The organism is Streptomyces sp. NPDC051133 (genome assembly GCF_040682635.1).
Lineage (GTDB): Bacteria > Actinomycetota > Actinomycetes > Streptomycetales > Streptomycetaceae > Streptomyces.
In genome coordinates this window covers 82584-106021 of the sequence record NZ_JBFBBK010000032.1, presented here as the reverse complement: position 1 = coordinate 106021, position 23438 = coordinate 82584, and the positions used below count along the sequence as shown (strand labels likewise).

The following is a 23438-nucleotide window of genomic DNA, read 5'->3' as shown; positions in this document are numbered from 1 at the left end:
CTTTCACGCGACGTCCGGCGGGAATGCGTGGGGTCCCGCTGTGGAGACGACCGTGACCAAATCCGGCAGCGACCACCTCAAGCGCCAAGCCCGGCGCCCTTCGTCGTGGAACCGCGAAGCGTTGCGCGGCTCGTGGAACCGCGAACCGGTGCGCGGCTCGAAGTACCGGTTTACGGCTCGAACTTGTAGCCCAGACCGCGGACCGTCACCAGGTAGCGCGGGGCGCCCGGGTCCGGCTCGATCTTGGCGCGCAGGCGCTTGACGTGGACGTCGAGGGTCTTGGTGTCGCCCACGTAGTCGGCGCCCCAGACGCGGTCGATGAGCTGCATGCGGGTCAGGACGCGGCCCGCGTTGCGCAGCAGCATCTCCAGCAGGTCGAACTCCTTCAGGGGGAGGTCGACCTTGGAACCGGCGACCGTCACCACGTGGCGGTCGACGTCCATGCGGACCGGACCCGCCTCCAGCGCGGCCGGGGTGACCTCCTCCGGCTCGCCGCGGCGGCGCAGCACGGCCCGGATACGCGCGACCAGCTCACGCGAGGAAAAGGGCTTGGTGACGTAGTCGTCGGCTCCTATTTCGAGGCCGACCACCTTGTCGATCTCGCTGTCCTTGGCCGTCACCATGATGACGGGGACGTTGGACCTGCCGCGCAGCTGGCGGCAGACCTCAGTGCCGGGCAGGCCCGGCAGCATCAGGTCGAGGAGGACGAGGTCGGCGCCGTTGCGCTCGAACTCGTCGAGTCCGTCGGGGCCGGTCGCCGCCACGGCGACCTCGAAGCCCTCCTTGCGGAGCATGTACGACAGGGCGTCGGAGAAGGACTCCTCGTCCTCGACGACGAGCACTCGGGTCACGGAAGGACCTCCGGGGCGGGAAGCGGTTCGTACGGGGATGGGTCGGGGCCGCCGGCCTCTTCTTCGAGGTCGGGGTGCTGCTGTGCGCGGTCGCGGGCCGCGCCCGCCTCCGGCAGCCGGAGGGTGAACGTGGAGCCCTGCCCCTCGGCGCTCCAGACCGTGACCTCCCCGCCGTGCGAGGCGACCACGTGCTTGACGATCGCGAGACCCAGGCCGGTGCCGCCGGTCGCCCGGGAGCGGGCCGGGTCGACGCGGTAGAAGCGCTCGAAGATGCGCTCCTTGTCCTTGTCGGAGATGCCGATGCCCTGGTCGGTCACGGCAAGCTCGATCATGTCGCCCCCGGGCGCGGAGACCCGGCGCGCGGCTATGCCGACGCGGGTGCGGGCCGGGGAGTAGTTCACGGCGTTCTCGACCAGGTTGCCGAGGGCGGCGGCCAGCTGGCCCCTGTTGCCCCAGACGTGCAGGTCGGCCGTGCCGCCGGCGGCCATGGTGATCTGCTTGGCGCCCGCCTGGTGGCGGCAGCGGTCGACGGCCTCGGCGACCAGCTCGTCCACGCGGACGGGCTCGGCGTCCTCGAGGGGGTCGTCGTTCTGCACCCGGGAGAGGTCGATGAGTTCCTGGACCAGGTTGGTCAGCCGGGTCGCCTCGATCTGCATGCGGCCGGCGAAGCGCTGGACCGCCTCGGGGTCGTCGGAGGCGTCCATGACGGCCTCCGAGAGCAGGGAGAGCGCGCCGACCGGCGTCTTCAGCTCATGGCTCACGTTGGCCACGAAGTCGCGTCGTACGGCTTCGATCCTCCTGGCCTCGGTCAGGTCTTCGACCAGCAGCAGGACCAGGCGGGATCCGAGCGGAGCCACACGCGCGGAGACGGCGAGGGCCTCGCCGCGTCCGGTGCCGCGCCGGGGCAGGTCGAGCTCGACCTGCCGTATCTCCCCGTCGCGTCTGGTGTCCCGGGCCATCTGGAGCATGGGTTCGACGGCGAGCTTGCCGCCGCGGACCAGCCCGAGGGCGTAGGCCGCGGAGCTCGCCTTGACGACGGCGTCGGCCTCGTCGAGGACGACGGCCGAGGAGCGGAGCACGGACAACACGGTGTCCACGCCGGGCGGGAGTACGGGATCGGTGTGCAAGGAAGTCCTGGTCGGTCGCTTCTGGTCGCGTTCGCTCCAGCGGAACGCCAGCATGGCGATGACACCGGTGAGCACCCCGGCGATCGCTGCCGCTGCGGCGACCGCCGCGTTCACGTCCATGCCTCCAGGTTAAGCAGGGCGTACGACATGACCACAGCCGTCGAGGTGCGAGCACCGTCACTCGTCGCTCAGAGTTCACCTTGGGGCCAGGATTGGTTCATTTGGGGTGGCGGAAACGGACGCGTGCGGGGCAGAACGTGGGAGCGTGGGGACCAAGCACACCTATGAGAGGGAACCCTGATGCGGGACGCGTACCACGAGGAACTGGACTCGATCGGCGACGGTCTGGTGGAGATGGCCCGGCTGGTCGGGTCGGCGATCGGGCGCGCCACGACGGCCATCCTGGACACCGATCTGAAGCTGGCCGAGAGCGTGATCGAGGCGGACAAGAAGGTCGACGAGCTCCAGCACGACCTGGAGGCGCGGGCGATAGCCCTGCTGGCCAGGCAGCAGCCGGTGGCCACGGACCTCCGTATCGTCGTCACCTCGCTCCGCATGTCCGCGGACCTGGAGCGCTCCGGTGACCTCGCCCAGCACGTGGCGAAGCTGGCCCGGCTGCGCTTCCCGGAGCGGGCCGTCCCCCACGACCTGCACGCCACCATCCTGGAGATGGGCCAGCTCGCGCAGCGCCTCATGGCGAAGGCGGCCGAGGTGATCGTGACGAAGGACGTCGACCTCGCGCTGCAGCTGGAGCAGGACGACGACGAGATGGACCTCCTGCACCGCACCCTCTTCCAGCACCTGATCGACGAGCGCTGGAAGCACGGCATCGAGACGGCCGTGGACGTCACCCTGCTCGGCCGCTACTACGAGCGGTACGCCGACCACGCCGTGGCCGTGGCCAAGCGCGTGGTCTTCCTGGTCACGGGCGAGCACGCGGACGAGCTCCAGCAGGACATCCAGCCGGCGACGGGGGTCGAGGGCGCGTGACCCCCGGGGTCCGCGCGGTGGTGCGCGGCCGCCGGGCGGGGCGCGTGGACGCCTCCGTGCGCCGTTGATGCGCCCAGCGGAGCGGGCATGAAATGGACGAGGGCACCCCTGCCCCAGCGTCTAGGAGGGACCCATGGCCGATTCCCCCAGCACCACGCCCGACCCCACGCAGGAGCGCGAGACCGAGCAGCCCGCCGAGATCAGGAGCCTGCCGCTGGTCGGCGCGTGCGGCTGCGGCTCGGGCTGCGGCTGCGGGTGCCAGTCGGGCAGCCCGTGCCAGTGCTGACCTGACGACCGACGAGGGGGCCGGTGTGCGATCACTGCACACCGGCCCTTTTTCGTGCCCGCCTGTAGCGTTCACCCCTGACCCATTGCAACGTCGGCGGACGGTGGCGCGAAAATCGTTGCGTTAGAAGACAAACCATTGCAACGATTTCTAGGCTCTGAACTGCAGATTCATCAGCCCCACGCAACGAACTTGTTGCCACCCCATGGAAAGCAACGTAGCGTTTCCGCCATCAGAAAGACGACGACCCGAAGGAGCGCACGATGCACAAGTTCGCCACCCCCGCCCCGGTCTCGACCGTCCTCGACATCCCCGCGGGGCGCATCCGGTTCGTCGCCGCCGACCGGGCCGACACCGTCGTCGAGGTGCTACCCGCGGACGCCTCCAAGGGCCGCGACGTGAAGGCGGCGGAGCAGATCGAGGTCGTCTACGGCGACGGCGTCCTTCGGATCGAGGCCGCACCGGCGAAGAGCCGGCTCCTCGGCCAGTCCGGAGCCGTCGAGGTGACGGTCGAGCTGCCCGCCGGCTCCCGGGTCGAGGCGAAGGCGGCCGCCGCCGAGTTCCACAGCCTCGGACGGCTCGGCGACGTGGCCTTCGAGGCCGCGCAGGCCACGGTCGACCTCGACGAGACCGCGAGCGCCCGCCTCACCCTCCAAGCCGGTGACGTGTCGGTCGGCCGCCTCGGCGGGTCCGCGGAGATCAGCACCCAGAAGGGCGACCTCCACATCGCCGAGGCCGTCCGGGGCAAGGTCGTGCTGCGCACCGAGCACGGCGCGATCTCGGTCGGCGCGGCCCCCGGCGTCTCCGCCACCCTGGACGCCGGCACCAGCTACGGCCGGATCCAGAACACGCTCAGGAACACCGACGGCGCCGCCGCGGCCCTGACCATCCAGGCGACCACCGCCCACGGCGACATCACCGCCCGCAGCCTGGCCTGATCGTGCGGCTGACGGGGCCCTCGTGCCGATTGGCGGGGCCCTCATGCCGGTTGACGGGGCCCTCCTGCCGGTTGACCGGGCCCGCCCGGCGCCGCTCCGCCGCCCGACGTACGCGGGCGTGTCCGCCGTCGGTCGTCGCCTGGTTCGCACCCGCCCGGCCGTACGCTGTCGCCCGGCGCACAGGGACGGCGGTCGGGAGTGAGCATGGGCGGTGCGGCGAGCGGTCCCGGCGATCAGGGTGGTCCGAGGGGGCTGGGCGGCCTGGCGCTGCGACTGCCGCGCGAGCAGGACGTGCTCGCGCGGATGCGCGGGACCGAGGACCGGATCGCGGACGCGATCACCGCGTTCGCCGGCACCATGCAGTTCGTCTACATCCACGCGGCGTGGTTCACGGTCTGGATCGTGTGCAACGAGGGCGTCTTCGGCCAGCGACTCGTCTGGGACCCGTTCCCCTTCGGACTGCTCACGATGATCGTCAGCCTGGAGGCGATCTTCCTGTCCACCTTCGTGATGGTGAGCCAGAACCGCCAGGCCGCCCGCGAGAACGTCCGCGCCGACCTCGACTTCGAGACCAACGTGCGCTCGGAGGTGTGGTCGATCCACATGGGGCGCGCCCTGGGCGTCGACCCGGAGGAGGTCGAGCGCAAGGTGCAGGAGGCCCTCGCGGAGAACCGTGCCCGGATGAAGCAGACGGGACAGACCTCGTAACGCGCCGGCGGACGTCGTCGCGGGGAGCGCCCTCGGTGAAACGAGGACCGCTCCCCGCTTCGTGTTACGGTCGCTCCGACGCCTGAACGGGGAATGGTCCCCACTTCTGTCCGGGAGCCGCCGATGCGCACGCAGCACCCCACCGTCCGACTCGCCGACCTCACCGACGACTTCACCGCGAACCCCTACCCCGCCTTCGCCGCGCTGCGCTCCCGCGGGCCCGTCCACCACGTGCGCTTCCCCACCGGGGACGAGTCGTGGCTGGTGGTCGGGCACGAGGAGGTGCGCGCCGCGTTCGCCGACCCCAGGCTGCGCAATGACGTGCGGCACTCGGCCGACTTCGTGGACGACGGGCTGTACTCCGTGGGCCGCAACATGCTCCAGGTCGATCCACCCGACCACACCCGCCTGCGGACGCTGGTGGCCCGCGAGTTCACCGCACGCCGCGTCCAGGCGCTCGGGCCCCGCGTCCAGGAGGCGGCCGGCGCGCTCCTGGACGCCGTGGCCGCCGACGGCCGTGCCGACCTCGTGGCCGCATACGCCTATCCGCTGCCGCTCACCATCATCTGCGAGCTGCTCGGCGTGCCGGACGCGGACCGGGCCGCCTTCCGGGCATGGTCCACGAAGGTCGTCGCCCTCGACGACCCGGAGCAGTCCGCCCGCGCCTCGCAGGAGATGGCCGCGTACCTCGCGGGGCTGGCGGACGAGAAACGGCGGCTGCGGGACGCGGCGGAGAGCGATCTGCTGCACGCCCTGGTCCGCACCCACGACGGGGACGGCGCCGACCGGCTCACCCCGGAGGAACTGCTCGGCATGGCCTTCCTGCTGCTCGTGGCGGGACACGAGACCACGGTCAACCTCATCGCCAACGCCGTCCAGCTGCTGCTCGGTCATCCCGGGCAGCTCGCCGCCCTCCGCGCCGACCCCGAGCTGCTGAAGGGCGCCGTGGAGGAGACGCTCCGCTTCGAGTCGCCCGCGCCGGCGGGCACCTACCGCTACACGGCCGAACCGGTCGCCCTCGGTGGTGTCCGGATACCGGCGGGCGCGCGTGTCGTGCTCTCCATCGCCGCCGCGAACCGCGACCCGGCGGCCTTCCACAATCCCGAACGGTTCGACATACGCCGCGATCCGTCCGCGACGCGCGCCCACCTCGCCTTCGGGCACGGGTTGCACCACTGTCTGGGCGCCCCGCTGGCCCGGTTGGAGGCGACCTTGGCCCTGCGCGTCCTGCTGGACCGCTTCCCCGGCCTGGCCTTCGACGGTGACGGCACCCCGCAGTGGCGCACCAGCCTCATGCGGAGCCTGCGAGAGCTGCCCGTGCGCTGGTAGACACCGGTCCGGTCCCTTGACGGCGGCGACGCGATCCAGCCGGACCCCCGTCCGCCCGGCCGGCGGTAGCATCCGTACCGGGGAGCACTCTCCGGTACGGGGGCACGCTCCGGCACGGGGAGCACTCTCCGGCACGGGGACGAGACGGGGAAGAAGGAGACGCGATGGGCGGCGACGCGCCGACCGGGCGCCGTGACGCGTTGCGCAACCGGAAGCTGCTGACGCGGACGGCCCGCGAGGTCTTCGCCGAACAGGGGCTGGACGCTCCGCTCGACGTCATCGCCCGGCGCGCGGGCGTGGGCAACGCGACCCTCTACCGCCACTTCCCGACCCGCGCCGCGCTCGTGGACGAAGTCTTCCGGGACGCTCTCGCCGAGACCATGGCCGCCGGTGAGCGAGCACGCGCCGCGCAGGACGCGTGGACAGGGCTGACGCAGTACCTGCACACCGTGTTCGCGACGCTCGCCGAAGATCGCGGCACCAACGACCTCATGACGACGAACCTGGAAGGCGTGGCCTCTCTGGATGCCGTCCACGCCCACAACCGCGTCACCGTCGCGGACCTGCTCCGCCGCGGCCAGGCGCAGGGCACCGTACGCCCGGACCTCACCACCGAGGACGTCCTCTTCGCCCTCGCGGCGCTGGGCCGGGTCGTGCCCGCGCTGTGCACCGTCGCCCCGGACGCCTGGACCCGCCCGCTCGCCTTGGTCCTCGACGGTTTCCGCGCCCGCCCGGCCGCGCCCGCCCTGCCTGCGCCGCCCTTGACGTCCGACCAGCTCGGCGATGTGCTCCTCGAACTCGGCCCGCATCGAAAGCTCAGGTCAGGGGCTTGATCACGGAAGCCGCTTCACCCGAATGGCCCAACATGACGTGCCACCCACATGGGTGAAGATCAAACTGGCTAGTGCCCCAACCCAGGCAATCCGTGAAAGGGGAACCACATGCGCCTTCGACGAATCCTCGCCGCCGCCGTCGCCACGGCAGCCCTCGCCGGACTCGGCCTCACAGGCGCCGCAGCAGCAACCGCCGCCACCGCACAGGGTGCTCCATCCTTCGTCACCCCTTCCCAGTGCAAGCAGGCCGGCGGAATGCCCGATCTGAATGCCAACCTCTGCAGAGGCGGTATGCACGACGGGGAGACGATCGACTGAACCCCACAAGGCGCCCCGCGGCCACGCGCCGCGGGGCGCTCCCGCGCGAGCGGAGCCGCGCGAGCCGGGAGAGCCGCAGGAAAATGCCCCTGAGCCGCGCCGCCCGCGCAGCTCAGGGGCATGATCGCAAGAGCTACTTCTTCTTGCCCTGGGTCTGGGGGGCCCGGTTTTTTGACCAGGTCAGCGGGGCACGAACCCCCGCCGACCAGCGATCGAGCGGTCATGGTCGGTCGTCGTTGGCCGTCCCTTGTTGTCCTCGGAGGGCCCAGAGAGGGCCCGTCGGTGTGGTCTCGGACCCTCAGCTACGAAGAGGAGCAGCCTCCAGCCACGCGCCCACTTGACGAAGGACACATGGTGGGACCGAGCAGGCCCCAGCACACGGAGACGACGGCTCTGTCAGTGCACCGAGCTAGGTTCGACTCATGACCGCAGCCCAACTACTCCCCTATACACGGCAGGTGATCTACCCTCATGTGAGACGAGTTGGAGGGTGTCTCGCATGGGGGGTTCGCCAGCGGCGGACGATGGTAAGAAGCCTCGGGCCCAGAACATCAAGGCAGTACACCCTCGCACCGTCACGAAGATGATGGAGCAGCTCCAAGAGGGTTACGTCTCTAGCGTGGCGGCGAGCGCTGGCTGCTCGGTAGAGGTGGTCGGCAAGGACACCTTCGGTGTCGACGTCCAGTTCATTCGCCCTCCCGCTACGCACCTGCAGCAGGAGGCCATCCTCTTCGCGCAACTGAAGTGCACCACACAGGTCACCCCTGACCGCGATACCAAGTCGTTTCAGTATCGGTTCTCGAAGCGGGAGTACTTTGAGGGGCTAGCCGCCCCGCGCACGCACATCAAGAAGATCCTGATCGTTATGACAGTGCCGCTTGAGCAGCTCGCATGGACGGAGGTTGTGACCGGCGGCCTCCTCGTCAAACGCGAGTGCTACTGGACGCATCTAGAGGGCAAGACGTCAGAACTGGTCAAACCGGTGATTGACGTCCCAACGGATAACACCTTTGACGCAAACGCCCTAATTAAGATTATGGAAAGGCAGGACAGGGGTGAGTCGCTTGATGGATGAAGGCGAGACCACGATCCCTGAGAATGTCGATCCGAATAGGCTACGCGTAGTTCTCAAGGACCTTGGGTGGGAGAACGTTGGGGGCCGGGAAGGCATCTACGCCCGGTACGCTCCGCCAGGCAAGGAAGGGTCATTTTCGGTAGCCCCAAGTGTCCTAATCCCCCTCGATAAGGCAGCGGTCGACTTCCCGCTATTGATGCATTCGGCATTGCTTCAATTGTCCCGCCAGAGGGATTTTTGGGCACGATCACTCTACCCTAGAATCGCACTGTCTTCCTCGGATGAATTTCGCTTCAGGAAAGAATCGCGAGCCCCGAGCGGCTTGATTTCCTGGAGGAGCGGAGAGCGACTAATCGAGTCCGCCCGAAGGACGCTTTTGGCTGGCGCCAAGTATTATTTGGGCCCCGAACGTCATTTCGTGAACCGCCACGGCAGGTTCGCCAGTAGGTATCTAGATCGGGTAATGATGGGCCAAACGGCACCCGGAAGCTACATCGTCACGGCTTTGGCGCCGCCTGATGACCAGGTAAGCCTTAAGCCGTCAACCGACGCCCTTCCTTCCGCCTGGGATCCCGGGGCTATCCGACTGCGCACAGTCAATGAGGCTGTTGCACATGCCGTGGGAGCCACCGTTGAGGCCCTGGAACACTACCGATCGAGCGGCTCTCTCGCGGGCTTTGAGAGTGGTGTAGTGGATGGCATCTCATACGAGATGACTAACGCAATCATCGGCATTGCCACGAATGCCGATGAGGCCGATCTCACAATTGAGTGGGATAAGGCGTCGACACCACCAGTCAACCTAGAAAATCATTTTGAGTTTCGCGCCTCGGATGTCCCAACACTAACTCAGGCCGCAATCAGGCTCGCCGAGGATCAATCTACAGCTCAGGTTTCAATTATCGGCAGAGTGCATCTGCTCGCCAAAAAGCAAGCTGGCAGCCCGGGGGTTTTCGGCGTGGATGCGCTGCAGTCTACTGGACCGCGGAAGGTCCGAGTGAGGCTCGCGGATGAAGAGGACTACCACGAGGCAATCAGAGCCCACGAGGAGGACTTGGCCATTCAGGTGAGCGGCCGCCTCGAAAAGGAAGGAAATCTGAGTTGGCTCTATGACGCCACGGTAATTCGCACTCTGGGTTCACTCGACGAGTACGAAGCTTCCAGGCGCGCCCGCTCAGAGAGTAATACTGATCAGCTCGACTTGTTCTGATCTGATGGCCGTCTTGAACAGATCGGTGGCCCAGGCGAACGAGGTCCGCGGAGAGTCAGCCGAGGTGCACGAAATACCGAAGAAGAACGCCGCCGCACAGAAGGCGGCTCCCATGAAACAGGCCTAGTCAAGGATGGCCAACTCGGTGTCGGGCCGGCAGTGAGTGCAGGCTGGGATTCCTTCAACGATCTAGCGGAGCGCATCGCTACGGGAGTCGCCGCGGGACCGTTTACATGCCCGGTGGCAGCCAGCGATGTGAACCCAGGCAGGCCCGTCGTCGCGGTTGGTCCGGCGGCGCCATCCGTGCCGCTTCGCCCTACCGCCGCTCTGGTTCGCGCCACTGATTGGCGGCGATCCACCGCCGGGTCGGATGCGCCTGCGGCAAGGGCAGATCCTCGGCCTGCCCGTCGATGACGTCGACTTCGACAGCGGCGCCCTGCACGTGATGCAGTAACTCAAGCTGAGCCAGAGCTAGGCTGCGTGCGCACCCCGAAAGGCGGCAAGTTCCGTGACGTACCGCTGCCCAAGCCAGCAGATCTACGGCGGGGGTCGGCACCTCTCACGGGAAGGTGGTCGCGCGAGCTGTTCATGGAAACGCAGAGCGGGGAAGCGCCCGCCGCTGGCAAACTGTCTCCATGCCCAACCTCTTCGTGCAGGACCTCCGCCGGATAGCCCGGGGGCTGTCTGACGACCCCAAAGAATGGCCCTACATCCCCTGCCCGACTTGCAAGCGCGCTGGCCTAACCGTCGTTCCAGGTTCGTTGGTACTCGAAGAAGCCAACCAAAGTCAGTCTTGGCGCGCACTCGAATACTGGGACGTTGACTTCATTTATGGCGCATTCCACTGCGTCCTGCGCTGCTATAAGGAGACATGCGATCTCGTTCGAGTGGTTGGACGAACGAGTATCTACATGGAGAATACGGAGGAAGGCTATAAGGAGCTTTTGACGCCTCTATTCTTCATGCCTGAACTGCCCCTGATGCAAGACTTCGGCGACTGCCCTAAGCAAGTCCGGGAAAGAATCGAGGCAGCGTCCACCATCCTTTGGGCGGATCCAAGCTCGGCAGCGAATCGACTGAGATCCGCGGTCGAAGCCCTGATGGACCATGAGGGAATTCCGAGGCGCGGCTTCAGTAAGGGGAAGAGCTACGATATCAGCCTCCATAACCGAATCGAGCGATTCAAGGTTGCAAAACCGGAGTTTTCCGAGGCCGCCAATCTTGTGCTAGCTGTCAAGTGGACAGGCAATTTCGGTAGCCATGGGGGCGAAATTCGCGTGCCCGACGTGCTGGACGCCATCGACATTCTAGACCGCACCATTCAGTATATCTATGACACCTCTGCGGCAGGAATCAAAAAGAAAGCCGAAGAAATCATCGCCCGAAAAGGTATGCCAGCAAGCCAGATTACACAGTTTCCGGTGCCGCCCTTCTAATCGTGGCGCGTTGCATTCAGTTCGGGTAATCGGCAGGGAAGCGGTGGGCATGGGGCTGGCCGACTGGGGAGACGTGCCGACGTGCATCGGCACTGCGTGCGCGTTTGCTGCAGCATGATTCGCGTATCAGATGATCACGAGTCAACGGCAGCAGATCAGGGTGAGCGTGATGGCAACAGTTATGCAGGTTCACCTCCCGGACGGGGTGCCATCCTTTGTCTGGAGGACCGACGCCACGGCCTCAGCCGTCCAGTGGCCGGCCGCACCCGGCCGCGTTGCCAGGTACTCAGCAATCCGCTTCACTGGCCAACCGTGCGCCTCTCTCAAACCCGAGCCCAGATGCCGCAGGTAGGTCGCGGCAGGTGCATTCCACTGAACGTCGCGCATACCCCAGGGCGCCGTGAATGTCAGGACCGGGTGACCGTCGAGGTATCCGGGGCAGACAAGCGTTTCGTACCGTCCGGTGCCCATCTCAGCACGACCAGTGGCAAGCACCTTTGTGAGGTCAAGCATCGCCCCTGGATCCTTATACATCTCCTGAGCAGCGATGTCCGAGAACTGTTCTGCGGTGACCAGGTAGGCGCGTGCGGCCGTTTGACCGTCTGAGCCAGGGTCGTAAAAGGCCATGCCACCCGTCCATGCCTGAGATTCGAGAGCAAAGTACAGCTCGCCAGGCAGCATGACCGGCTCCATTTGCTCCGGGAGTCGGTCATCGCGACATCCGGGGTAAGTTCGCCGGCCACCGGGGGGCTTGCCGCCGGCCAGGTAGTAGGCCAACCGCGCCACGTGCATGTTGGAACCGAAGGCCGCATACCAAACGCGCTGTGGAGCAGCAGGCCCGAACTCCGGCCGATCCAGTCGACGAGGGATGATCACGAGTCAGTCCGCCGATACGTCGTAGCGGATGATGTGACGATCGCCGGGCAGGATGCTGATCATGACGCGGAGCGGACGACCGTCTTTGTCGTAACCGGTACGCCGATGGACGGCTACCGGTGTCCCCGCGGGTAGAGCGAGCCTTTCGGACTCCGTGCGAGTGGGCATGCGCACCGTGATTTCGTCGCGGTAGTGCGTCTGGATGAGCCCACTGCTCGCCAGCACGCCACCAGGGGCCGACACGTCTTCGGGGAGCATCAGCGGAGTGCCCCTAACCAGTTCTTCGGGGAAGTATGAGTCGGCTAGGGCGTACGGCTCCTGATTCACGAACCGGATTCGCTCCCGAACGACAGTGAGTGCGGACTCAGGGTCAAGGCCTAGCTGCTCGGCAACCTCTGCCGGCGGCCGTCTGATGGACACGTTGACCTCTTGGCGAGGCTTGCTACCGCTCTCCTCAACCACGGTGGACCACTGGTCGCCGTTGCTCTGCGCTGAGCTGTGCCGTGAGCGGGACTCGAGGACGGACCAATCCCAAACCGCCGCCGGATGACTCTTCCTGACGAAGCTGCCTCGCCCCTGCCCAGCGACCAACAGGCCCTCTTCCGTCAGTCGCCTGAGGGCCAACCGGATGGTGTTGCGGCTCGCCGAGTACTGCTCCATAAGACGGTGCTCTGTTGGTAGCTGCTGACCGGGGCTCAGCTCCCCAGTGTCGATGAGATGCCGCAGCTCATCAGCGATGCGGTGGTAACGCGGCGTCTGCTCGCCCACGTTGACTCTCCAGGTTTTGACGGACTTGTTCCAACAACATACGCCCAATCGCTTGCGCTACCCAAGCCAGGCGTGCAAACTCATGAACCGTCAGGTTGTTGGTACAAGCCCAACTGCTGGCATCGCGCCATGTACTGACGTTGCGTCATACGCCTGGAGGGCCTCGTGAGACGGGCTCGAAGGAAGCGAGCGGTGTTTGAGAACTGAACAGCGTGACGAGGTGGCCGCCTCCTCCGATAAGGCGGCCGGCGCGGCACAGGACCGCGCATCCATGAACTGACCTCCGCAGCTTCTGCTGTGGCCGGTTGCCTCCGCTGCTCGTCTCGCACGAGCAGCGCTGAGGGGAGCCGGATGTTCCGACTTCAACGGCGCGCGCCCCCGGTGCAGGAACACCGGGGGCGCTGTTTGGGCCGCTCCTACGCGAGAGGAACACGACTCAATGAATCCCATCGTCACTGTTCAGGACGCTGTTACCGCGTTCGCCGACTTCATGGAGCCGAGCGGTGCGGAGCTGGACGCGATCGAGCAGGAGTTGCCGCTGATCCTGGCGGAGGTTGACCTGCTCGACGCGCAGATCGTCACCCTGGACCGCATCCCGTCCGAGCTGGACGCCCGCCGCACCCGCCGGGCGCTCGCCCGGGTCCTGGCGGAGCGGGCGGCACTGGCGAACCACGCCGCCACGGTGAGCCTGCCGGGCGGCGCGGCATGAACCGCAAGGGACGCATCCTGCTGGTACTCGCGCTGGTCGCGGTGGTCGGTATGGCGTTTCGCGTCTCGTGGAACGCACTGCGGGACATCGCCGGTGCCGTCGGCGCGGACGAGACAGCGGCGACGCTGTACCCGTTCGTGGTCGACGGGCTCATGGCGCTCGCTCTGGTCGCCACCCTCGTTCTGGTCGACCGTGACCGGTCGTTCGCGCTCAAGGTGCTGGGCACCTACACGGCCGCCTCACTGGTCCTGAACTACGTGCACGGCCTGGTGCCCGAGTTGCACGGCCGTGGCGTCGACTGGGGGCGGCTCGCCGACTGGGCCCCCGCGAACTGGGCGCTCGTCCTGCTCGCGACGTCGCTTCCGGTCGGGTCGATCTACTTCGGGTCCGACCTGGTCGCCAAGGTGCTGCACCACCGTCCGGCCCCGATTCCTGCCCCGGACGTGAATGCGGAGGAATCCACCAATACCCAGATGATTCGGTCTACGGCTGACCTGCCGGAATCGACCCCGGTCCCGGCCGCCGTGTCGGTGGTGCGGGTGCCCGATCCGGTCCCGGTGGACCTGGGGAAGTCGGCTCTTCCGCTGAAGCCCGTGCCCGCCCTCGCCCCGGTCGAGTCGGCCCCGTCCCGGTCGGCTGGGGCGCGGTCGGTGGCGGCTGAGTCGACCCGGCCGCCCCGGGCGACGTACCGCGTTCCGGACGCTGCCAAGACGCCCCGGACCCGGCGCACCCCGGAACAGCTCATGGCCGAGGCCCACATCCTGACGGCCGACTGGCCGGACGAGAAGGTGACCGCTGAGGGCATCCGCCGGGCCCTGCGCACTTCCCCGGTCAACGCCCGCAAGCTGCGTGACGCGGTGCTCGCCGAGCGGGCCGCGTGATGGGGGCGCTGCCGGTGTTCCGGTGGCGCCTCGCCCCGGACGGCTACGCCACCCGCCGCCAACTCCGCGCACAGGGTCTGCGGCCGGGTGGTCAGGACGTGGCCGCACAGCTCGAACGGCCACGCCGCCGCCGGCCGCCGCTGGTCGCCTACCTGTACAGGATCGACCTGGCCAAGCCCGTCCGCCCGATGACGCCCGCCCGATGGGCTGCACTGGCCCGTGCGAATGCTGCGCGCCGCATCTGCCCCGCCTGCCGGCGGGATGCGGGCTACGTCATCCCCGCCTCGCTCGGCATGTGCACCCCCTGCGCCTTCCCCCAACCCTCCCAAGCCCTGAGGAGTGCCTGACATGGGCAAGCCCGACACCCGCCGCCTGGATAAGGCCATCCAGCAGACGAACCGCAAGCTCGAAGCGGTCCGCAACCGCGAGATGTGGCCGCTGAACGGCCGCGAACGTCGCGCCGTGCTCGGAGCTCTCGCGTCCGGCTCCTACCGGATCACCCGGGGCGACAGTCCCGGCCGCGCGGAACGGAAGCTGGACACCGCCTGGCAGTCGGCGGAAACCAGGCTGGTCGCGGAGATTGCCGCGCTGCACACCGAGCGGCAGCGCGTGGTGAACGAGGCCGCCGCGACGCGGGCCGCGAAGAAGTCCTCCGGCTGGTGGTGACCAGCCCGGCCGGGCCCGTCGGGCCCGGCCCCCTCGCCGCACCCTTCCCTCTCGCTTCGCCTCGCTTCGGGGCAGTCAGGAGTCTGCCGTTATGAGCGGCAACGTCGTTCACCTGCACAAGGAAGAGCCCGAACCCCTCACCAACGAGGCGGCCGTGACCACGCTGACCGTGGTCCCCGACCGGCCGGCACCCCGGCCGGTTCCGCTGTGGCTGCGCTCCGGACGCGCGGTGCGCACGTTCGTCACCCACGAAGCCACGAAGACCACCGCCCGCACGGTGGCCCGGCACAGCCTGTACGTCGTCGGGGGCGCCCGCATCGTGAGCCGCCGCGCGTGGGACGGACGCACCGCCGCCCGCTACGAACGCATGCTCCGCGCCGCCGAAGCCGCGGGCAACTTCGAGGCTGCGGCCGAGTGGGAGGAGCGCGGGCAGCGCTTCCGCGACGCCCGCCACCGCCGCCGCATGGACCTGCTTCACTCGCCCCTGGACGCGGCCAAGGGCGCGGCCGTCAGCGCCGGTATGGGCGTCGGGGGACTCGTCCTGCTCGGTGTCGCGATGGCGGTCGCCACCAAGGACCCCGCCGACGTGGTCACCCCGCTGATGGCGGTCGTGAAGTTCATCAACCTGATGATCACCATCGTGCAGGTGGTGTGGGGGCCGCTGATCTCCATCGGCCCTTTCCTGGCCCTGCTCGCTCTGTGGTCGGTCGGCGCGCACCAGCAGGCCGCACCGCAGTGGGCCCTGCCGGCAGGCGCCCGCAGCAACGAGGGGGAGCCGATCACCCCGTCGATCGTGGTCAAGGCCCTGCGCGACCTGGGCATCCCGGCCCTGCGCAAGGCCATCACGGAGATGGGCGACGCGGGCGCGTCGATGTTGTCCCCGATCGTCATCGCCGGATGCGGCGTGGAAGTCGATGTCACCCTGCCGTCAGGGGTGTCCACCAACGAGATCCAGGCCAAGCGGCGCAAGCTCGCCGAGAACCTGTCCCGGCACGAGCACGAGGTGTTCATCACCATCCCGCAGGCGGCACGCACGGTGCGGCTGTGGGTGGCCGACTCCGGGGCGCTCGATGAGCCGATCGGGCCGTCGCCGCTGGCCACGGACGACACGATGACCGCCGACTACGCCAAGGGCCGCGCCCCGTGGGGCCAGGACCTGCGCGGCGACGCGGCGAGCTTGAGTCTGTATCAGCGGCACCTGCTCATCACCGGCCTGTCGAACCAGGGCAAGACCGTGGCTCTGCGGTCTCTGGCGCTGTGGCTGTCGCTGGACCGCTCGGTGCAGTTCCTCATGGGTGACCTCAAGGGCGTGGGCGACTGGGCCATGTTCGACGGCCTCGCCAGCACACTCATCCAAGGGCCAACCGATGAGCACGTGATCCAGGTGACCGAGATGGTCGAGAGTGCGGTGGACGAGATGAACCGCCGTATCCAGGCCCCGCCCGGCACTCAGTTCCCGCCGCTGATCGTGTTGGTTGATGAGGCGCAGGTGGCGTTCATGTGCCCGGCCAAGGACGAGGACAAGCGCCCCTACGGCGGCGCGAAGGCCAACTCCCGGTACTTCATGGCCGTCCGCAAAATCCACAACCAGGGCCGCGCCGTCAACGTCCTGATGTGGCAGGGCACCCAGGACCCCACCAACGAGAACCTGCCCAAGCTGGTCCGCGAGGGCGCGCACACCCGCGCCTCCCTCGCGCTGGGCACAGAGTCGCAAGCCCGCATGGCGCTGGGGGACAAGGCTGTCGACGGCGGCGCGGCACCGAACCTGCTGCGCCCGGGGCTGGACCGGGGAACCCTGGTCGTCGCCTCCGACGGCATCCAGATTCCGGCCGGCCAGTCGTCCATCACCGTGCGCACGCACTACATCGATGACGACACCGCCGCAGCCATCACCGACCGGGCCAAGGCCCTGCGCGACGGCGTGACCACCCTGCACGCCGTCGAACGGGGCGAGGAACGCGACCCGCTCGCCGACATCGCCGCCGCCATTGGCGACGCCCCCCGGCTGCGCACTCAGGACGTCATCAAGCGACTGTCCGCGCTGAACCCGGACGCTTACGGCGACTGGTCACCCGGCGACCTCACCCGCGTCCTGGACGGCACCGGCGCCGAGCCGTACAAGTCCGACGGTCGCATGGTCGTCTCCCGCGACCACATCGCCCGTGCCCTCGCCAACCGCGACGCCGACGGTTCCGCTTCCGACGCCTGACCGCAGGGAGCCGACCAGGTTCGGGTTAGGGAGGCAGGGAGAACTCCCTCACCGCCTCCCTGACCCGCCCCCCTGGCTCTGACCAGCGGAAATGATCGCTCAGGGAGTCAGGGAGGCATCCCAGCTCAGAGGCCCGAAACCCCCTCCACACGGCACCCCCAAGGGGGGCCTCCGCCTCCCTGATCCAGCACCTGAAGGGATTCCGCATGCACACCGAACCCACCCCGCCCGCGCCCGCCGGCCGGGCCGTCGACCTCCACCACCCGGCCCCGATCACCCCGGCCGCCGTCATCCCCGCGCCCGTGATGCCGGTGCAGCCGAGCGCGGTTCCGACCGTGGCGAGCGTCGTCCTGCCCGACGGTCAGGTCGTCACCGGTTACGCCATCCACCACGCCCAGCCCGAACCGGTCACGGCCAAGCCGCCCGTGTCCCGGACGGCGGTGAACGTCGCCCTCGGAGGGGTCGGGTTCCTCGCCGTGGCGGGCGGTCTGTTGCTGCTGACCACGTTCATCGCCGCGCTGACAGCGCTCATCACCCAGCTCATCACCCTCGCCGCCGTCATCTTCGGCGGCTGGATCGCCGTGCAGGTCTTCAGCGCCAACCGTCACGGCGCCGGGGCGACGGTCAACATCCGCAAGGCCACCTTCAAGCGCAACCACTTCCACGGCTGAACCCACCCGAAGGGAACCCGTCCATGTTCGCGATCCGCATCGTCTGCGACCCCGCCGAAGCCGACAGCATCACCACCGCCCTGCGCCGCCTGTTCGTCACGGGCACCGCCCGGCAGTACCCGGCCCGAGACGGCAACAACGTCCGCCTGTACCTCACCGCCGAAGAGCGCGAGCCCGACACCATCGCCCCGGCCACCGAGGTCGACGGCATGACCCAGTGGCCCTGGTACCTGCCCACCAACCACTAGCTACGCCAAGGGCGGCCCCCACCTCTCGCCAAAGAACGCGGGGCCGCCCTTGTCCCAGCACCACTCCTAGGAACTGGAGATATCCAGCATGACGCAACCCATCGCCCTCCCGCGAGCCTTACCGGCGGGCGCTCCCGCCGCGAGCGGGATGCGGTTCTACCTGACCACCCACAAGCGGCACTGGATCAAGCTCACCGACGTGCCACTGTTCCTCAAAGCCGAGCACTTCACGGCCGCCGCCAAGCTCTACCCGGCGCTCGGCCCGTACGCGGTCGACTCCGGAGGCTTCTCCGAACTCCAGCGCCACGGCCGCTGGACCCGCACCCCTCGCCAGTACGTGGATGACCTGCGCCGCATCTGGGAATGCGTCGGCCCCTACGACTGGGCCGCACAGCAGGACTGGATGTGTGAAGACCTCATCATCCATGGCGGCACCGTCGGCAAGAACGTGTTCGTCGGCACCCATCTGAGCGTCGCCGAACACCAGCGGCGCACCGTCGCCAACTTCCTCGAACTGCGCTCCCTCGCACCCGACCTGCGCATCGCTCCAGTCCTACAGGGGCGCAGCATCCCCGAGTACGAGCGGTGCGTAGAGCTATACGAGAGGGCGGGTGTCGACCTGCGGCGTGAGCCGATCGTGGGACTGGGGTCGGTATGCCGCCTGCAATCTACCCGCGAGGGCGCCGCGATCGTCACTGCCATGGCCGCGCACGGCTTCAAGCTCCACGGCTTCGGCTTCAAGATTCTCGGCCTGGAACGCGTCGGCCATCTGCTCGCCTCCGCCGACTCCGCCGCCTGGAGCTCCCACGCCCGCCACCGGCCCCCGCTGCCCGGCCACACGCACAAAAACTGCGCGAACTGCATCGACTATGCCCTCACCTGGCGCACCCGTGTGATCAGTGCAATTCCCACCCATCGCCAGACACTGCTCACTGACAGGAGCGCGGCATGAACGACCACCTTCACACCGCTTCCCGCCTCGCGGCCACTGGCCTGCCTGTCATGCCCCTTCGCGAAGGGAAGGCGCCGTTCGGGAACTGCCGCCGCTGTGCGGAGAACGTGTGCGGCGGCCGGCCGAACATGAAGACTCCCGGCCCCTGTGCCTGCCCGCAGCCGTGCCATGGCTGGGCCGCCGCCACCACTGACCCCCACACCATCGGTTCGCCGACGTGGGTGCGGGCGTGGCGCGAGGCGGCGGCGGTGGCCTACCACCCCGGCGGGGCCGGGCTGACGGTCGTGGACCTGGACAACGCGGCGGCCGTCGCTTGGGCCCACGAGACCCTGCCCGCCACCCGGACCGTGCCCAGTACGCGCGGAGAGCACTGGATCTACCGGGGGGCCATGCGGTCGGTGAACGCGGTCCGGCCGGGCGTGGACATCAAATCCACGATGGCTTACGCCCGGTGGCTCGGACTCGGCACCGGCAGCATGGCCGAGTTGCCCGACGCCGTGCGCGCGCTGGCCGTGAAGGAGCCCTCCGCCCGGCCGATGCTGCAGGCCGTCCACGTGCCGGCGCCTGCCGGGGGCGGAGAGTGTCCCCACCGGACGCCCGCCTACCTGCACCGTGGGATCGCGATGGCGGAGCAGCGCATCACCGAGGCCCGCAGCGCGATCCATGCCACGGTCTACCGGACGTTCCTCGCCGTGCTGTCGACGCACGGCCGGTGCGGCTGCCTCACCGACAACCACATCGCCCGCCTGTTCATCGCCGCTCAAGGCAAGGGCGAATCCCCCCGGCACTGCACCGACGCATGGGCCAACGCACGTACACGGTTGGGACTGTGACCATGGCCGACGACGAGAAGAACCCCGCCCGCGAAGTCATCACCGACTACGCACAGGCGCACTTCCGGTACTTCCGCACCGCCGACGGCACCGTCTACGCACAGAAAAACGGCCACCCCGTGGCCCGCCCGATCCGCTCGCAGGGCACCACGGGAAGCCACCGGCAGGAACTCATGGTCGGCCTGTTCAAGGACGGGCTGGGCGTGTTCAACGGAACCGCCCTCAAGGAGGCGCTGGATTTGATCGAAGCACTCGCACTGTCCGAGGACGTGCAGCCCGTGCACATCCGCGTCGCCCCCGGTTTCGACGGGGCGACGTGGCTGGACCTGGACCGCGATGACGGGCAGTCCGTCCGGATCCACCCCACCGGCTGGGACATCGCGATTCCGGACCCGCGTGAGGTGTGCTGGCGGCGCACCCAGCTCACCGGGGAACTGCCCCTGCCGGCCAAGGACACCGACGGCAAAGGCATCGACCTGCTGATGCGGCTGTGCAACTTCGCCACCGCGGAGACCGAGTGCCTGGCCATCGCCTGGCTCATCGGCTGCCTCGGCCCGTCCGTCCCCGTCCCCGCCCCCTTCCTCACCGGCCCGCAGGGTGCGGGCAAGTCCACCGGCGGCCGGATGCTCGTGCGGATCATCGAGGGCATGAGCGGCGACCTGCGCCGCGCACCCAGGGACGAGGAGAACCTGATTGCTGCCGTGGCGGCCGGATGGGTCACCGCCCTGGACAACCTCTCCCACATGACCCCGGAGCTGTCCGACGCGATGTGCTGCATCGTGACCGGAGCCGAGAACGTCAAGCGCGCCCTGTTCACCGACGGCGACGTGTTCCGCGTCGGCTACCGCCGGCCCCTGCTCCTGACCGGCATCGACGTCGGAGTCATCCGGCCCGACCTCGCCGAACGGCTCCTGCCACTGCGCCTGGAGAGGCCCAAAGTGCGGCGCACCGAAGCGGAGCTGTGGGCGGAGTACGCGGAAGTGCTGCCCGTCGTTCTCGGCTCGCTCTTGGACCTCACGGTCAAGGTCCGCGCGGTCGAGGCGGAAACCCCTACCGATCTGCGGATGGCGGACTTCGCCCACCTGTGCGCGCAGCTCGACGCAGCGACCGGGCTGGGAGCTCTCACCGCCTACCGGGCCAGCCTGGACGACCTCAACGACGACGTCATCGAGGGCGACCTCTTGGCGCAGACCGTCCTCAGGCACGCCGCAGAACTCGAACCGGGCGGCCCGCAGCGGATGACCTCCACCGAATGGCTGCACTGCCTCAGCCGCCTCTACAGCGGCGAGGACTTCCGTGCCCTGCCTAAAGGCTGGCCCACCACCGGGAAAGTGCTCTCAGACCGCCTCAAGCGCCTGCAGCCCACCCTCGCGGCCCGAGGCGTCATCATCGACTCGGGCCGCACCAAAGATGGCCGCTACATCGAGATGACCCGCTCTCCCGCCCCTCCCGCGCATGAACAGCAGGCGTTCTGACCGGCACCGCCGCAGACCGCAACAGCAAGAAGAGCACCCGGTCGCGGCGTGCTCCTCTTGCTGTTCGGCGGCAGCGCCGCCCAGTAGTCGCGCCGCGCAGCGGCTCCTTCTTCACGTCTTGAGCCGCACCGCACCACCACAGACACGGCCCCACTTTTTCCTAAGTAGGAAATCCTGCGTCACCTGCGTCACCCTGGCCCCGAAAACGGCCAGTGACCTGCACAGACGAGGGTGACGCAGACGGCCTCTGTCTGCGTCATCCTGCGTCACCTGCGTCACCGATGACGCAGGCCCAACGCCCTGCGTCACCCAAAACCCGCAGGCCAGAAGCCTAAATGACGCAGATGACGCGGGTGACGCAGAAATCCACACCTCGGACAGGCGCGGACTCCGCCCGAAGCCAATGCGACTCAACCTCTGAGGACCAAATGAGCCGAACCCATTCCGCTCAACCCGACCCTCGCGCCACCCTCCGCAGCGATCTCCCCGACCGGTACCTCACTCCCGACGACATCGCCGAGATCTTCGGCGTCCCCCTCGAAACCGTCTACCAGTGGCGCAGGAAGCGCACCGGCCCTCCCGGCTTCCGTATCGGTAAGCACATTCGCTACGACCCCGCCGAAGTGGGGGCCTACGTGACTCAGCTCAAGAGCGTCGACCGCGTCGCGGCCTGACGCAGCCTCCACAGCCAGGGGCGGCCGTTGAACGGCCGCCCCTGCTCCATGCTGGGAAAGGACTCCGCTCCTCATGGCAGGGCACATCCACGACCGCTGGTTCGCGACCACCACCGGCACCGACGGCAAGACCGTCCGAATCAAGACCGACCGCCACGGCAAGGGCATGCGCTACCGCGCCCGCTACTTCACGCCCGAGGGGAAGCGCAAGGAAAAGTCCTTCCCAGACGGACAGAAACGCCAGGCCGAGCAGTGGCTGAGTGCCATGCAGGCAGACGTCGCCCGCGGCGACTTCATCGACCCGAACGCGTCCCGCACCACCTTCCAGGCATTCGCAGAGAAGTGGCTCGCGAGCCAGAGCGGCGACCCGAACACACGGGCCTCTATGGAGTCTCAGCTCAGGCTGCACGCCTTCCCTCGCATCGGCGCGCGTCAGCTCGGGTCGTTCCAGCCGGGCCACATCCGAGAGTTCGTCACGCAGCTCGAAGCATCCGGCATGTCCGGCGCGTACGCACGCGTCATCTTCTCTAACGTCCGCGCCGTGCTCTCCGCAGCCGTAGAGGACGGATGCCTGCGCCGGAACCCCTGCAACTCGCGAACGGTGACCCCGCCGGCCATGGGCGCGCGTCGCGTCGTCCCCTGGGAGCCTGAGCGCGTCTTCGCTGTGCGCGCCGCCATGGTCGAGCGTTTCCGGCCCATGGTCGACGTGGGCGCCGGATGCGGCCTGCGGCAGGGAGAAATCCTCGGCCTGTCCGTCGATGACATCGACTTCGACAGCGGCACGCTGCACGTGGTGCAGCAGCTCAAGCTGAGCCTGAGCAAGGCCGTCTTCGCGCCCCCGAAGGGCGGCAAGCTCCGTGACGTACCGCTGCCCGATCCAGTGGCAGAGGCACTACAGGAACACATGAAGCGATTCCCGCCGGTAGAGATCAAACTCCCGTGGATGCGAGCGAACGGCCAGCCGGTGACCCGGCGGCTCATCTTCACCGGGCCCAACGGTGGGCACATCTGGCGGACCTCGCTGAACGAAGACCACTGGAAGCCCGCTCTTGCGAAGGTCGGTGTCATCCCGAAGGCCAAGAGCCGCGAGCACGCCGCCGCCCGCGAGCACGGGATGCACGCCCTGCGGCACTTCTACGCGTCCGTCCTCCTGGACGCCGGGGAGAGCATCAAGGCCCTCGCTGAGTACCTCGGGCACTCCGACCCGGGACTGACGCTCAAGGTGTACGCACACCTCATGCCGAGCAGCCGGGACCGGGCCCGGAAGGCTCTCGGGCGAGCGCTCCGGCCGCAGGACCCGGGGGCCTGAGGGCCCGGAGAGGGCCCAGGCCGTGAAAACGCCCCTGGGCCGCGCCGTCCGCGCAGCTCAGGGGCA

26 protein-coding genes are annotated in these 23438 nt (G+C 68.2%); 22 read left to right on the top strand and 4 right to left on the bottom strand.

Going from position 1 to position 23438, the window contains the following annotated elements; genetic code table 11:
• Nucleotides 1-170: 170 nt before the first annotated feature.
• A complete protein-coding gene (locus tag AB0N17_RS29515) occupies nt 171-851 on the bottom strand; it encodes a response regulator transcription factor (RefSeq protein WP_030342036.1) in 681 nt (226 codons plus the stop codon).
• Nucleotides 848-2098: an ATP-binding protein gene (locus tag AB0N17_RS29510; protein ID WP_366014579.1), complete on the bottom strand. Its 1251-nt coding sequence runs from the start codon at nt 2096-2098 to the stop codon at nt 848-850. Before AB0N17_RS29510 ends, AB0N17_RS29515 begins: the two co-directional genes overlap by 4 nt.
• A gap of 180 nt (nt 2099-2278) precedes the next feature.
• Here AB0N17_RS29510 and phoU point away from each other — a divergent pair, with 180 nt between their 5' ends.
• The 10 genes from phoU (at nt 2279) to AB0N17_RS29460 (ending at nt 11101) form a co-directional block, all read left to right on the top strand.
• The gene (phoU, locus tag AB0N17_RS29505) at nt 2279-2968 is read left to right on the top strand and encodes a phosphate signaling complex protein PhoU (protein ID WP_366014578.1); all 690 of its coding nucleotides are present in this window, start codon (nt 2279-2281) and stop codon (nt 2966-2968) included.
• A 133-nt stretch (nt 2969-3101) separates the two neighbouring features.
• Nucleotides 3102-3254: a hypothetical protein gene (locus AB0N17_RS29500; RefSeq protein WP_366014577.1), complete on the top strand. Its 153-nt coding sequence runs from the start codon at nt 3102-3104 to the stop codon at nt 3252-3254.
• 263 nt (nt 3255-3517) lie between these two features.
• On the top strand, nt 3518-4192 hold the full coding sequence (locus AB0N17_RS29495; RefSeq protein WP_366014576.1) for a DUF4097 family beta strand repeat-containing protein: 675 nt from the start codon (nt 3518-3520) through the stop codon (nt 4190-4192).
• A 204-nt stretch (nt 4193-4396) separates the two neighbouring features.
• Nucleotides 4397-4900: a DUF1003 domain-containing protein gene (locus tag AB0N17_RS29490; protein WP_366014575.1), complete on the top strand. Its 504-nt coding sequence runs from the start codon at nt 4397-4399 to the stop codon at nt 4898-4900.
• Nucleotides 4901-5023: 123 nt separating this feature from the next.
• Nucleotides 5024-6229 carry a cytochrome P450 gene (locus tag AB0N17_RS29485; RefSeq protein ID WP_366014574.1) on the top strand — a complete coding sequence of 402 codons (1206 nt, stop codon included), beginning with the start codon at nt 5024-5026 and terminating at the stop codon, nt 6227-6229.
• 164 nt (nt 6230-6393) lie between these two features.
• Complete coding sequence (locus tag AB0N17_RS29480; RefSeq protein ID WP_366014573.1) at nt 6394-7062, top strand: TetR family transcriptional regulator; 669 nt, start codon at nt 6394-6396, stop codon at nt 7060-7062.
• Nucleotides 7063-7170: 108 nt separating this feature from the next.
• Entirely contained in the window at nt 7171-7380 is a 210-nt protein-coding gene (locus tag AB0N17_RS29475; RefSeq protein WP_366014572.1) for a hypothetical protein, read from the top strand.
• Nucleotides 7381-7963: 583 nt separating this feature from the next.
• A complete protein-coding gene (locus AB0N17_RS29470; RefSeq protein WP_366014571.1) occupies nt 7964-8455 on the top strand; it encodes a DUF4365 domain-containing protein in 492 nt (163 codons plus the stop codon).
• A 418-nt stretch (nt 8456-8873) separates the two neighbouring features.
• The gene (locus tag AB0N17_RS29465) at nt 8874-9665 is read left to right on the top strand and encodes a hypothetical protein (protein ID WP_366014570.1); all 792 of its coding nucleotides are present in this window, start codon (nt 8874-8876) and stop codon (nt 9663-9665) included.
• A 635-nt stretch (nt 9666-10300) separates the two neighbouring features.
• A complete protein-coding gene (locus AB0N17_RS29460; RefSeq protein ID WP_366014569.1) occupies nt 10301-11101 on the top strand; it encodes a DUF4145 domain-containing protein in 801 nt (266 codons plus the stop codon).
• Between the two features lie 189 nt (nt 11102-11290).
• On the opposite strand, the gene AB0N17_RS29455 is transcribed toward AB0N17_RS29460, so the two are convergent.
• Both AB0N17_RS29455 and AB0N17_RS29450 read right to left on the bottom strand, forming a co-directional pair.
• Complete coding sequence (locus AB0N17_RS29455) at nt 11291-11782, bottom strand: histone deacetylase (RefSeq protein WP_366014568.1); 492 nt, start codon at nt 11780-11782, stop codon at nt 11291-11293.
• Between the two features lie 198 nt (nt 11783-11980).
• Complete coding sequence (locus AB0N17_RS29450; RefSeq protein ID WP_366014567.1) at nt 11981-12745, bottom strand: GntR family transcriptional regulator; 765 nt, start codon at nt 12743-12745, stop codon at nt 11981-11983.
• Nucleotides 12746-13184: 439 nt separating this feature from the next.
• Between AB0N17_RS29450 and AB0N17_RS29445 the strand changes: the two genes are divergently transcribed.
• The 12 genes from AB0N17_RS29445 (at nt 13185) to AB0N17_RS29390 (ending at nt 23372) form a co-directional block, all read left to right on the top strand.
• Nucleotides 13185-13454 carry a DUF6284 family protein gene (locus AB0N17_RS29445; protein WP_366014566.1) on the top strand — a complete coding sequence of 90 codons (270 nt, stop codon included), beginning with the start codon at nt 13185-13187 and terminating at the stop codon, nt 13452-13454.
• Nucleotides 13451-14335, top strand: coding sequence for a DUF2637 domain-containing protein (locus AB0N17_RS29440; protein ID WP_366014565.1), 885 nt, complete (start codon nt 13451-13453; stop codon nt 14333-14335). The genes AB0N17_RS29445 and AB0N17_RS29440 overlap by 4 nt, the downstream gene beginning before the upstream one ends.
• Nucleotides 14335-14682 carry an RRQRL motif-containing zinc-binding protein gene (locus AB0N17_RS29435; protein ID WP_366014564.1) on the top strand — a complete coding sequence of 116 codons (348 nt, stop codon included), beginning with the start codon at nt 14335-14337 and terminating at the stop codon, nt 14680-14682. Before AB0N17_RS29440 ends, AB0N17_RS29435 begins: the two co-directional genes overlap by 1 nt.
• A gap of 1 nt (nt 14683) precedes the next feature.
• On the top strand, nt 14684-15001 hold the full coding sequence (locus AB0N17_RS29430; RefSeq protein ID WP_366014563.1) for a hypothetical protein: 318 nt from the start codon (nt 14684-14686) through the stop codon (nt 14999-15001).
• Between the two features lie 91 nt (nt 15002-15092).
• Nucleotides 15093-17210 (top strand): FtsK/SpoIIIE domain-containing protein, encoded by a 2118-nt coding sequence (locus AB0N17_RS29425; RefSeq protein WP_366014562.1) that lies wholly within the window; start codon nt 15093-15095, stop codon nt 17208-17210.
• Nucleotides 17211-17416: 206 nt separating this feature from the next.
• Nucleotides 17417-17881 carry a hypothetical protein gene (locus tag AB0N17_RS29420; RefSeq protein WP_366014561.1) on the top strand — a complete coding sequence of 155 codons (465 nt, stop codon included), beginning with the start codon at nt 17417-17419 and terminating at the stop codon, nt 17879-17881.
• A 23-nt stretch (nt 17882-17904) separates the two neighbouring features.
• On the top strand, nt 17905-18129 hold the full coding sequence (locus AB0N17_RS29415) for a hypothetical protein (RefSeq protein WP_366014560.1): 225 nt from the start codon (nt 17905-17907) through the stop codon (nt 18127-18129).
• Between the two features lie 88 nt (nt 18130-18217).
• Nucleotides 18218-19081, top strand: a complete 864-nt coding sequence (locus tag AB0N17_RS29410) for a hypothetical protein (protein WP_366014559.1) — start codon at nt 18218-18220, stop codon at nt 19079-19081.
• Nucleotides 19078-19914: a bifunctional DNA primase/polymerase gene (locus AB0N17_RS29405; protein WP_366014558.1), complete on the top strand. Its 837-nt coding sequence runs from the start codon at nt 19078-19080 to the stop codon at nt 19912-19914. Before AB0N17_RS29410 ends, AB0N17_RS29405 begins: the two co-directional genes overlap by 4 nt.
• Before the next feature lie 2 nt (nt 19915-19916).
• Entirely contained in the window at nt 19917-21389 is a 1473-nt protein-coding gene (locus tag AB0N17_RS29400; protein ID WP_366014583.1) for an ATP-binding protein, read from the top strand.
• Between the two features lie 428 nt (nt 21390-21817).
• On the top strand, nt 21818-22063 hold the full coding sequence (locus tag AB0N17_RS29395) for a helix-turn-helix domain-containing protein (RefSeq protein WP_366014557.1): 246 nt from the start codon (nt 21818-21820) through the stop codon (nt 22061-22063).
• 73 nt (nt 22064-22136) lie between these two features.
• Nucleotides 22137-23372: a site-specific integrase gene (locus AB0N17_RS29390; RefSeq protein ID WP_366014556.1), complete on the top strand. Its 1236-nt coding sequence runs from the start codon at nt 22137-22139 to the stop codon at nt 23370-23372.
• Nucleotides 23373-23438 lie beyond the last annotated feature (66 nt).

What these genes read in the sequence shown, in the direction of transcription:
- AB0N17_RS29415 (WP_366014560.1), top strand. Translation starts at nt 17,905, where the DNA reads ATGTTCGCGATCCGCATCGTCTGCGACCCCGCCGAAGCCGACAGCATC.
- AB0N17_RS29470 (WP_366014571.1), top strand. Translation starts at nt 7,964, where the DNA reads ATGATGGAGCAGCTCCAAGAGGGTTACGTCTCTAGCGTGGCGGCGAGC.
- AB0N17_RS29460 (WP_366014569.1), top strand. Translation starts at nt 10,301, where the DNA reads ATGCCCAACCTCTTCGTGCAGGACCTCCGCCGGATAGCCCGGGGGCTG.
- AB0N17_RS29480 (WP_366014573.1), top strand. Translation starts at nt 6,394, where the DNA reads ATGGGCGGCGACGCGCCGACCGGGCGCCGTGACGCGTTGCGCAACCGG.
- AB0N17_RS29390 (WP_366014556.1), top strand. Translation starts at nt 22,137, where the DNA reads ATGGCAGGGCACATCCACGACCGCTGGTTCGCGACCACCACCGGCACC.
- AB0N17_RS29405 (WP_366014558.1), top strand. Translation starts at nt 19,078, where the DNA reads ATGAACGACCACCTTCACACCGCTTCCCGCCTCGCGGCCACTGGCCTG.
- AB0N17_RS29440 (WP_366014565.1), top strand. Translation starts at nt 13,451, where the DNA reads ATGAACCGCAAGGGACGCATCCTGCTGGTACTCGCGCTGGTCGCGGTG.
- AB0N17_RS29430 (WP_366014563.1), top strand. Translation starts at nt 14,684, where the DNA reads ATGGGCAAGCCCGACACCCGCCGCCTGGATAAGGCCATCCAGCAGACG.
- AB0N17_RS29425 (WP_366014562.1), top strand. Translation starts at nt 15,093, where the DNA reads ATGAGCGGCAACGTCGTTCACCTGCACAAGGAAGAGCCCGAACCCCTC.
- AB0N17_RS29420 (WP_366014561.1), top strand. Translation starts at nt 17,417, where the DNA reads ATGCACACCGAACCCACCCCGCCCGCGCCCGCCGGCCGGGCCGTCGAC.
- AB0N17_RS29435 (WP_366014564.1), top strand. Translation starts at nt 14,335, where the DNA reads ATGGGGGCGCTGCCGGTGTTCCGGTGGCGCCTCGCCCCGGACGGCTAC.
- AB0N17_RS29455 (WP_366014568.1), bottom strand. Translation starts at nt 11,782, where the DNA reads ATGCTGCCTGGCGAGCTGTACTTTGCTCTCGAATCTCAGGCATGGACG.
- AB0N17_RS29495 (WP_366014576.1), top strand. Translation starts at nt 3,518, where the DNA reads ATGCACAAGTTCGCCACCCCCGCCCCGGTCTCGACCGTCCTCGACATC.
- AB0N17_RS29400 (WP_366014583.1), top strand. Translation starts at nt 19,917, where the DNA reads ATGGCCGACGACGAGAAGAACCCCGCCCGCGAAGTCATCACCGACTAC.
- AB0N17_RS29490 (WP_366014575.1), top strand. Translation starts at nt 4,397, where the DNA reads ATGGGCGGTGCGGCGAGCGGTCCCGGCGATCAGGGTGGTCCGAGGGGG.
- AB0N17_RS29445 (WP_366014566.1), top strand. Translation starts at nt 13,185, where the DNA reads ATGAATCCCATCGTCACTGTTCAGGACGCTGTTACCGCGTTCGCCGAC.
- AB0N17_RS29500 (WP_366014577.1), top strand. Translation starts at nt 3,102, where the DNA reads ATGGCCGATTCCCCCAGCACCACGCCCGACCCCACGCAGGAGCGCGAG.
- AB0N17_RS29485 (WP_366014574.1), top strand. Translation starts at nt 5,024, where the DNA reads ATGCGCACGCAGCACCCCACCGTCCGACTCGCCGACCTCACCGACGAC.
- AB0N17_RS29410 (WP_366014559.1), top strand. Translation starts at nt 18,218, where the DNA reads ATGACGCAACCCATCGCCCTCCCGCGAGCCTTACCGGCGGGCGCTCCC.
- AB0N17_RS29475 (WP_366014572.1), top strand. Translation starts at nt 7,171, where the DNA reads ATGCGCCTTCGACGAATCCTCGCCGCCGCCGTCGCCACGGCAGCCCTC.
- AB0N17_RS29510 (WP_366014579.1), bottom strand. Translation starts at nt 2,098, where the DNA reads ATGGACGTGAACGCGGCGGTCGCCGCAGCGGCAGCGATCGCCGGGGTG.
- AB0N17_RS29395 (WP_366014557.1), top strand. Translation starts at nt 21,818, where the DNA reads ATGAGCCGAACCCATTCCGCTCAACCCGACCCTCGCGCCACCCTCCGC.
- phoU (WP_366014578.1), top strand. Translation starts at nt 2,279, where the DNA reads ATGCGGGACGCGTACCACGAGGAACTGGACTCGATCGGCGACGGTCTG.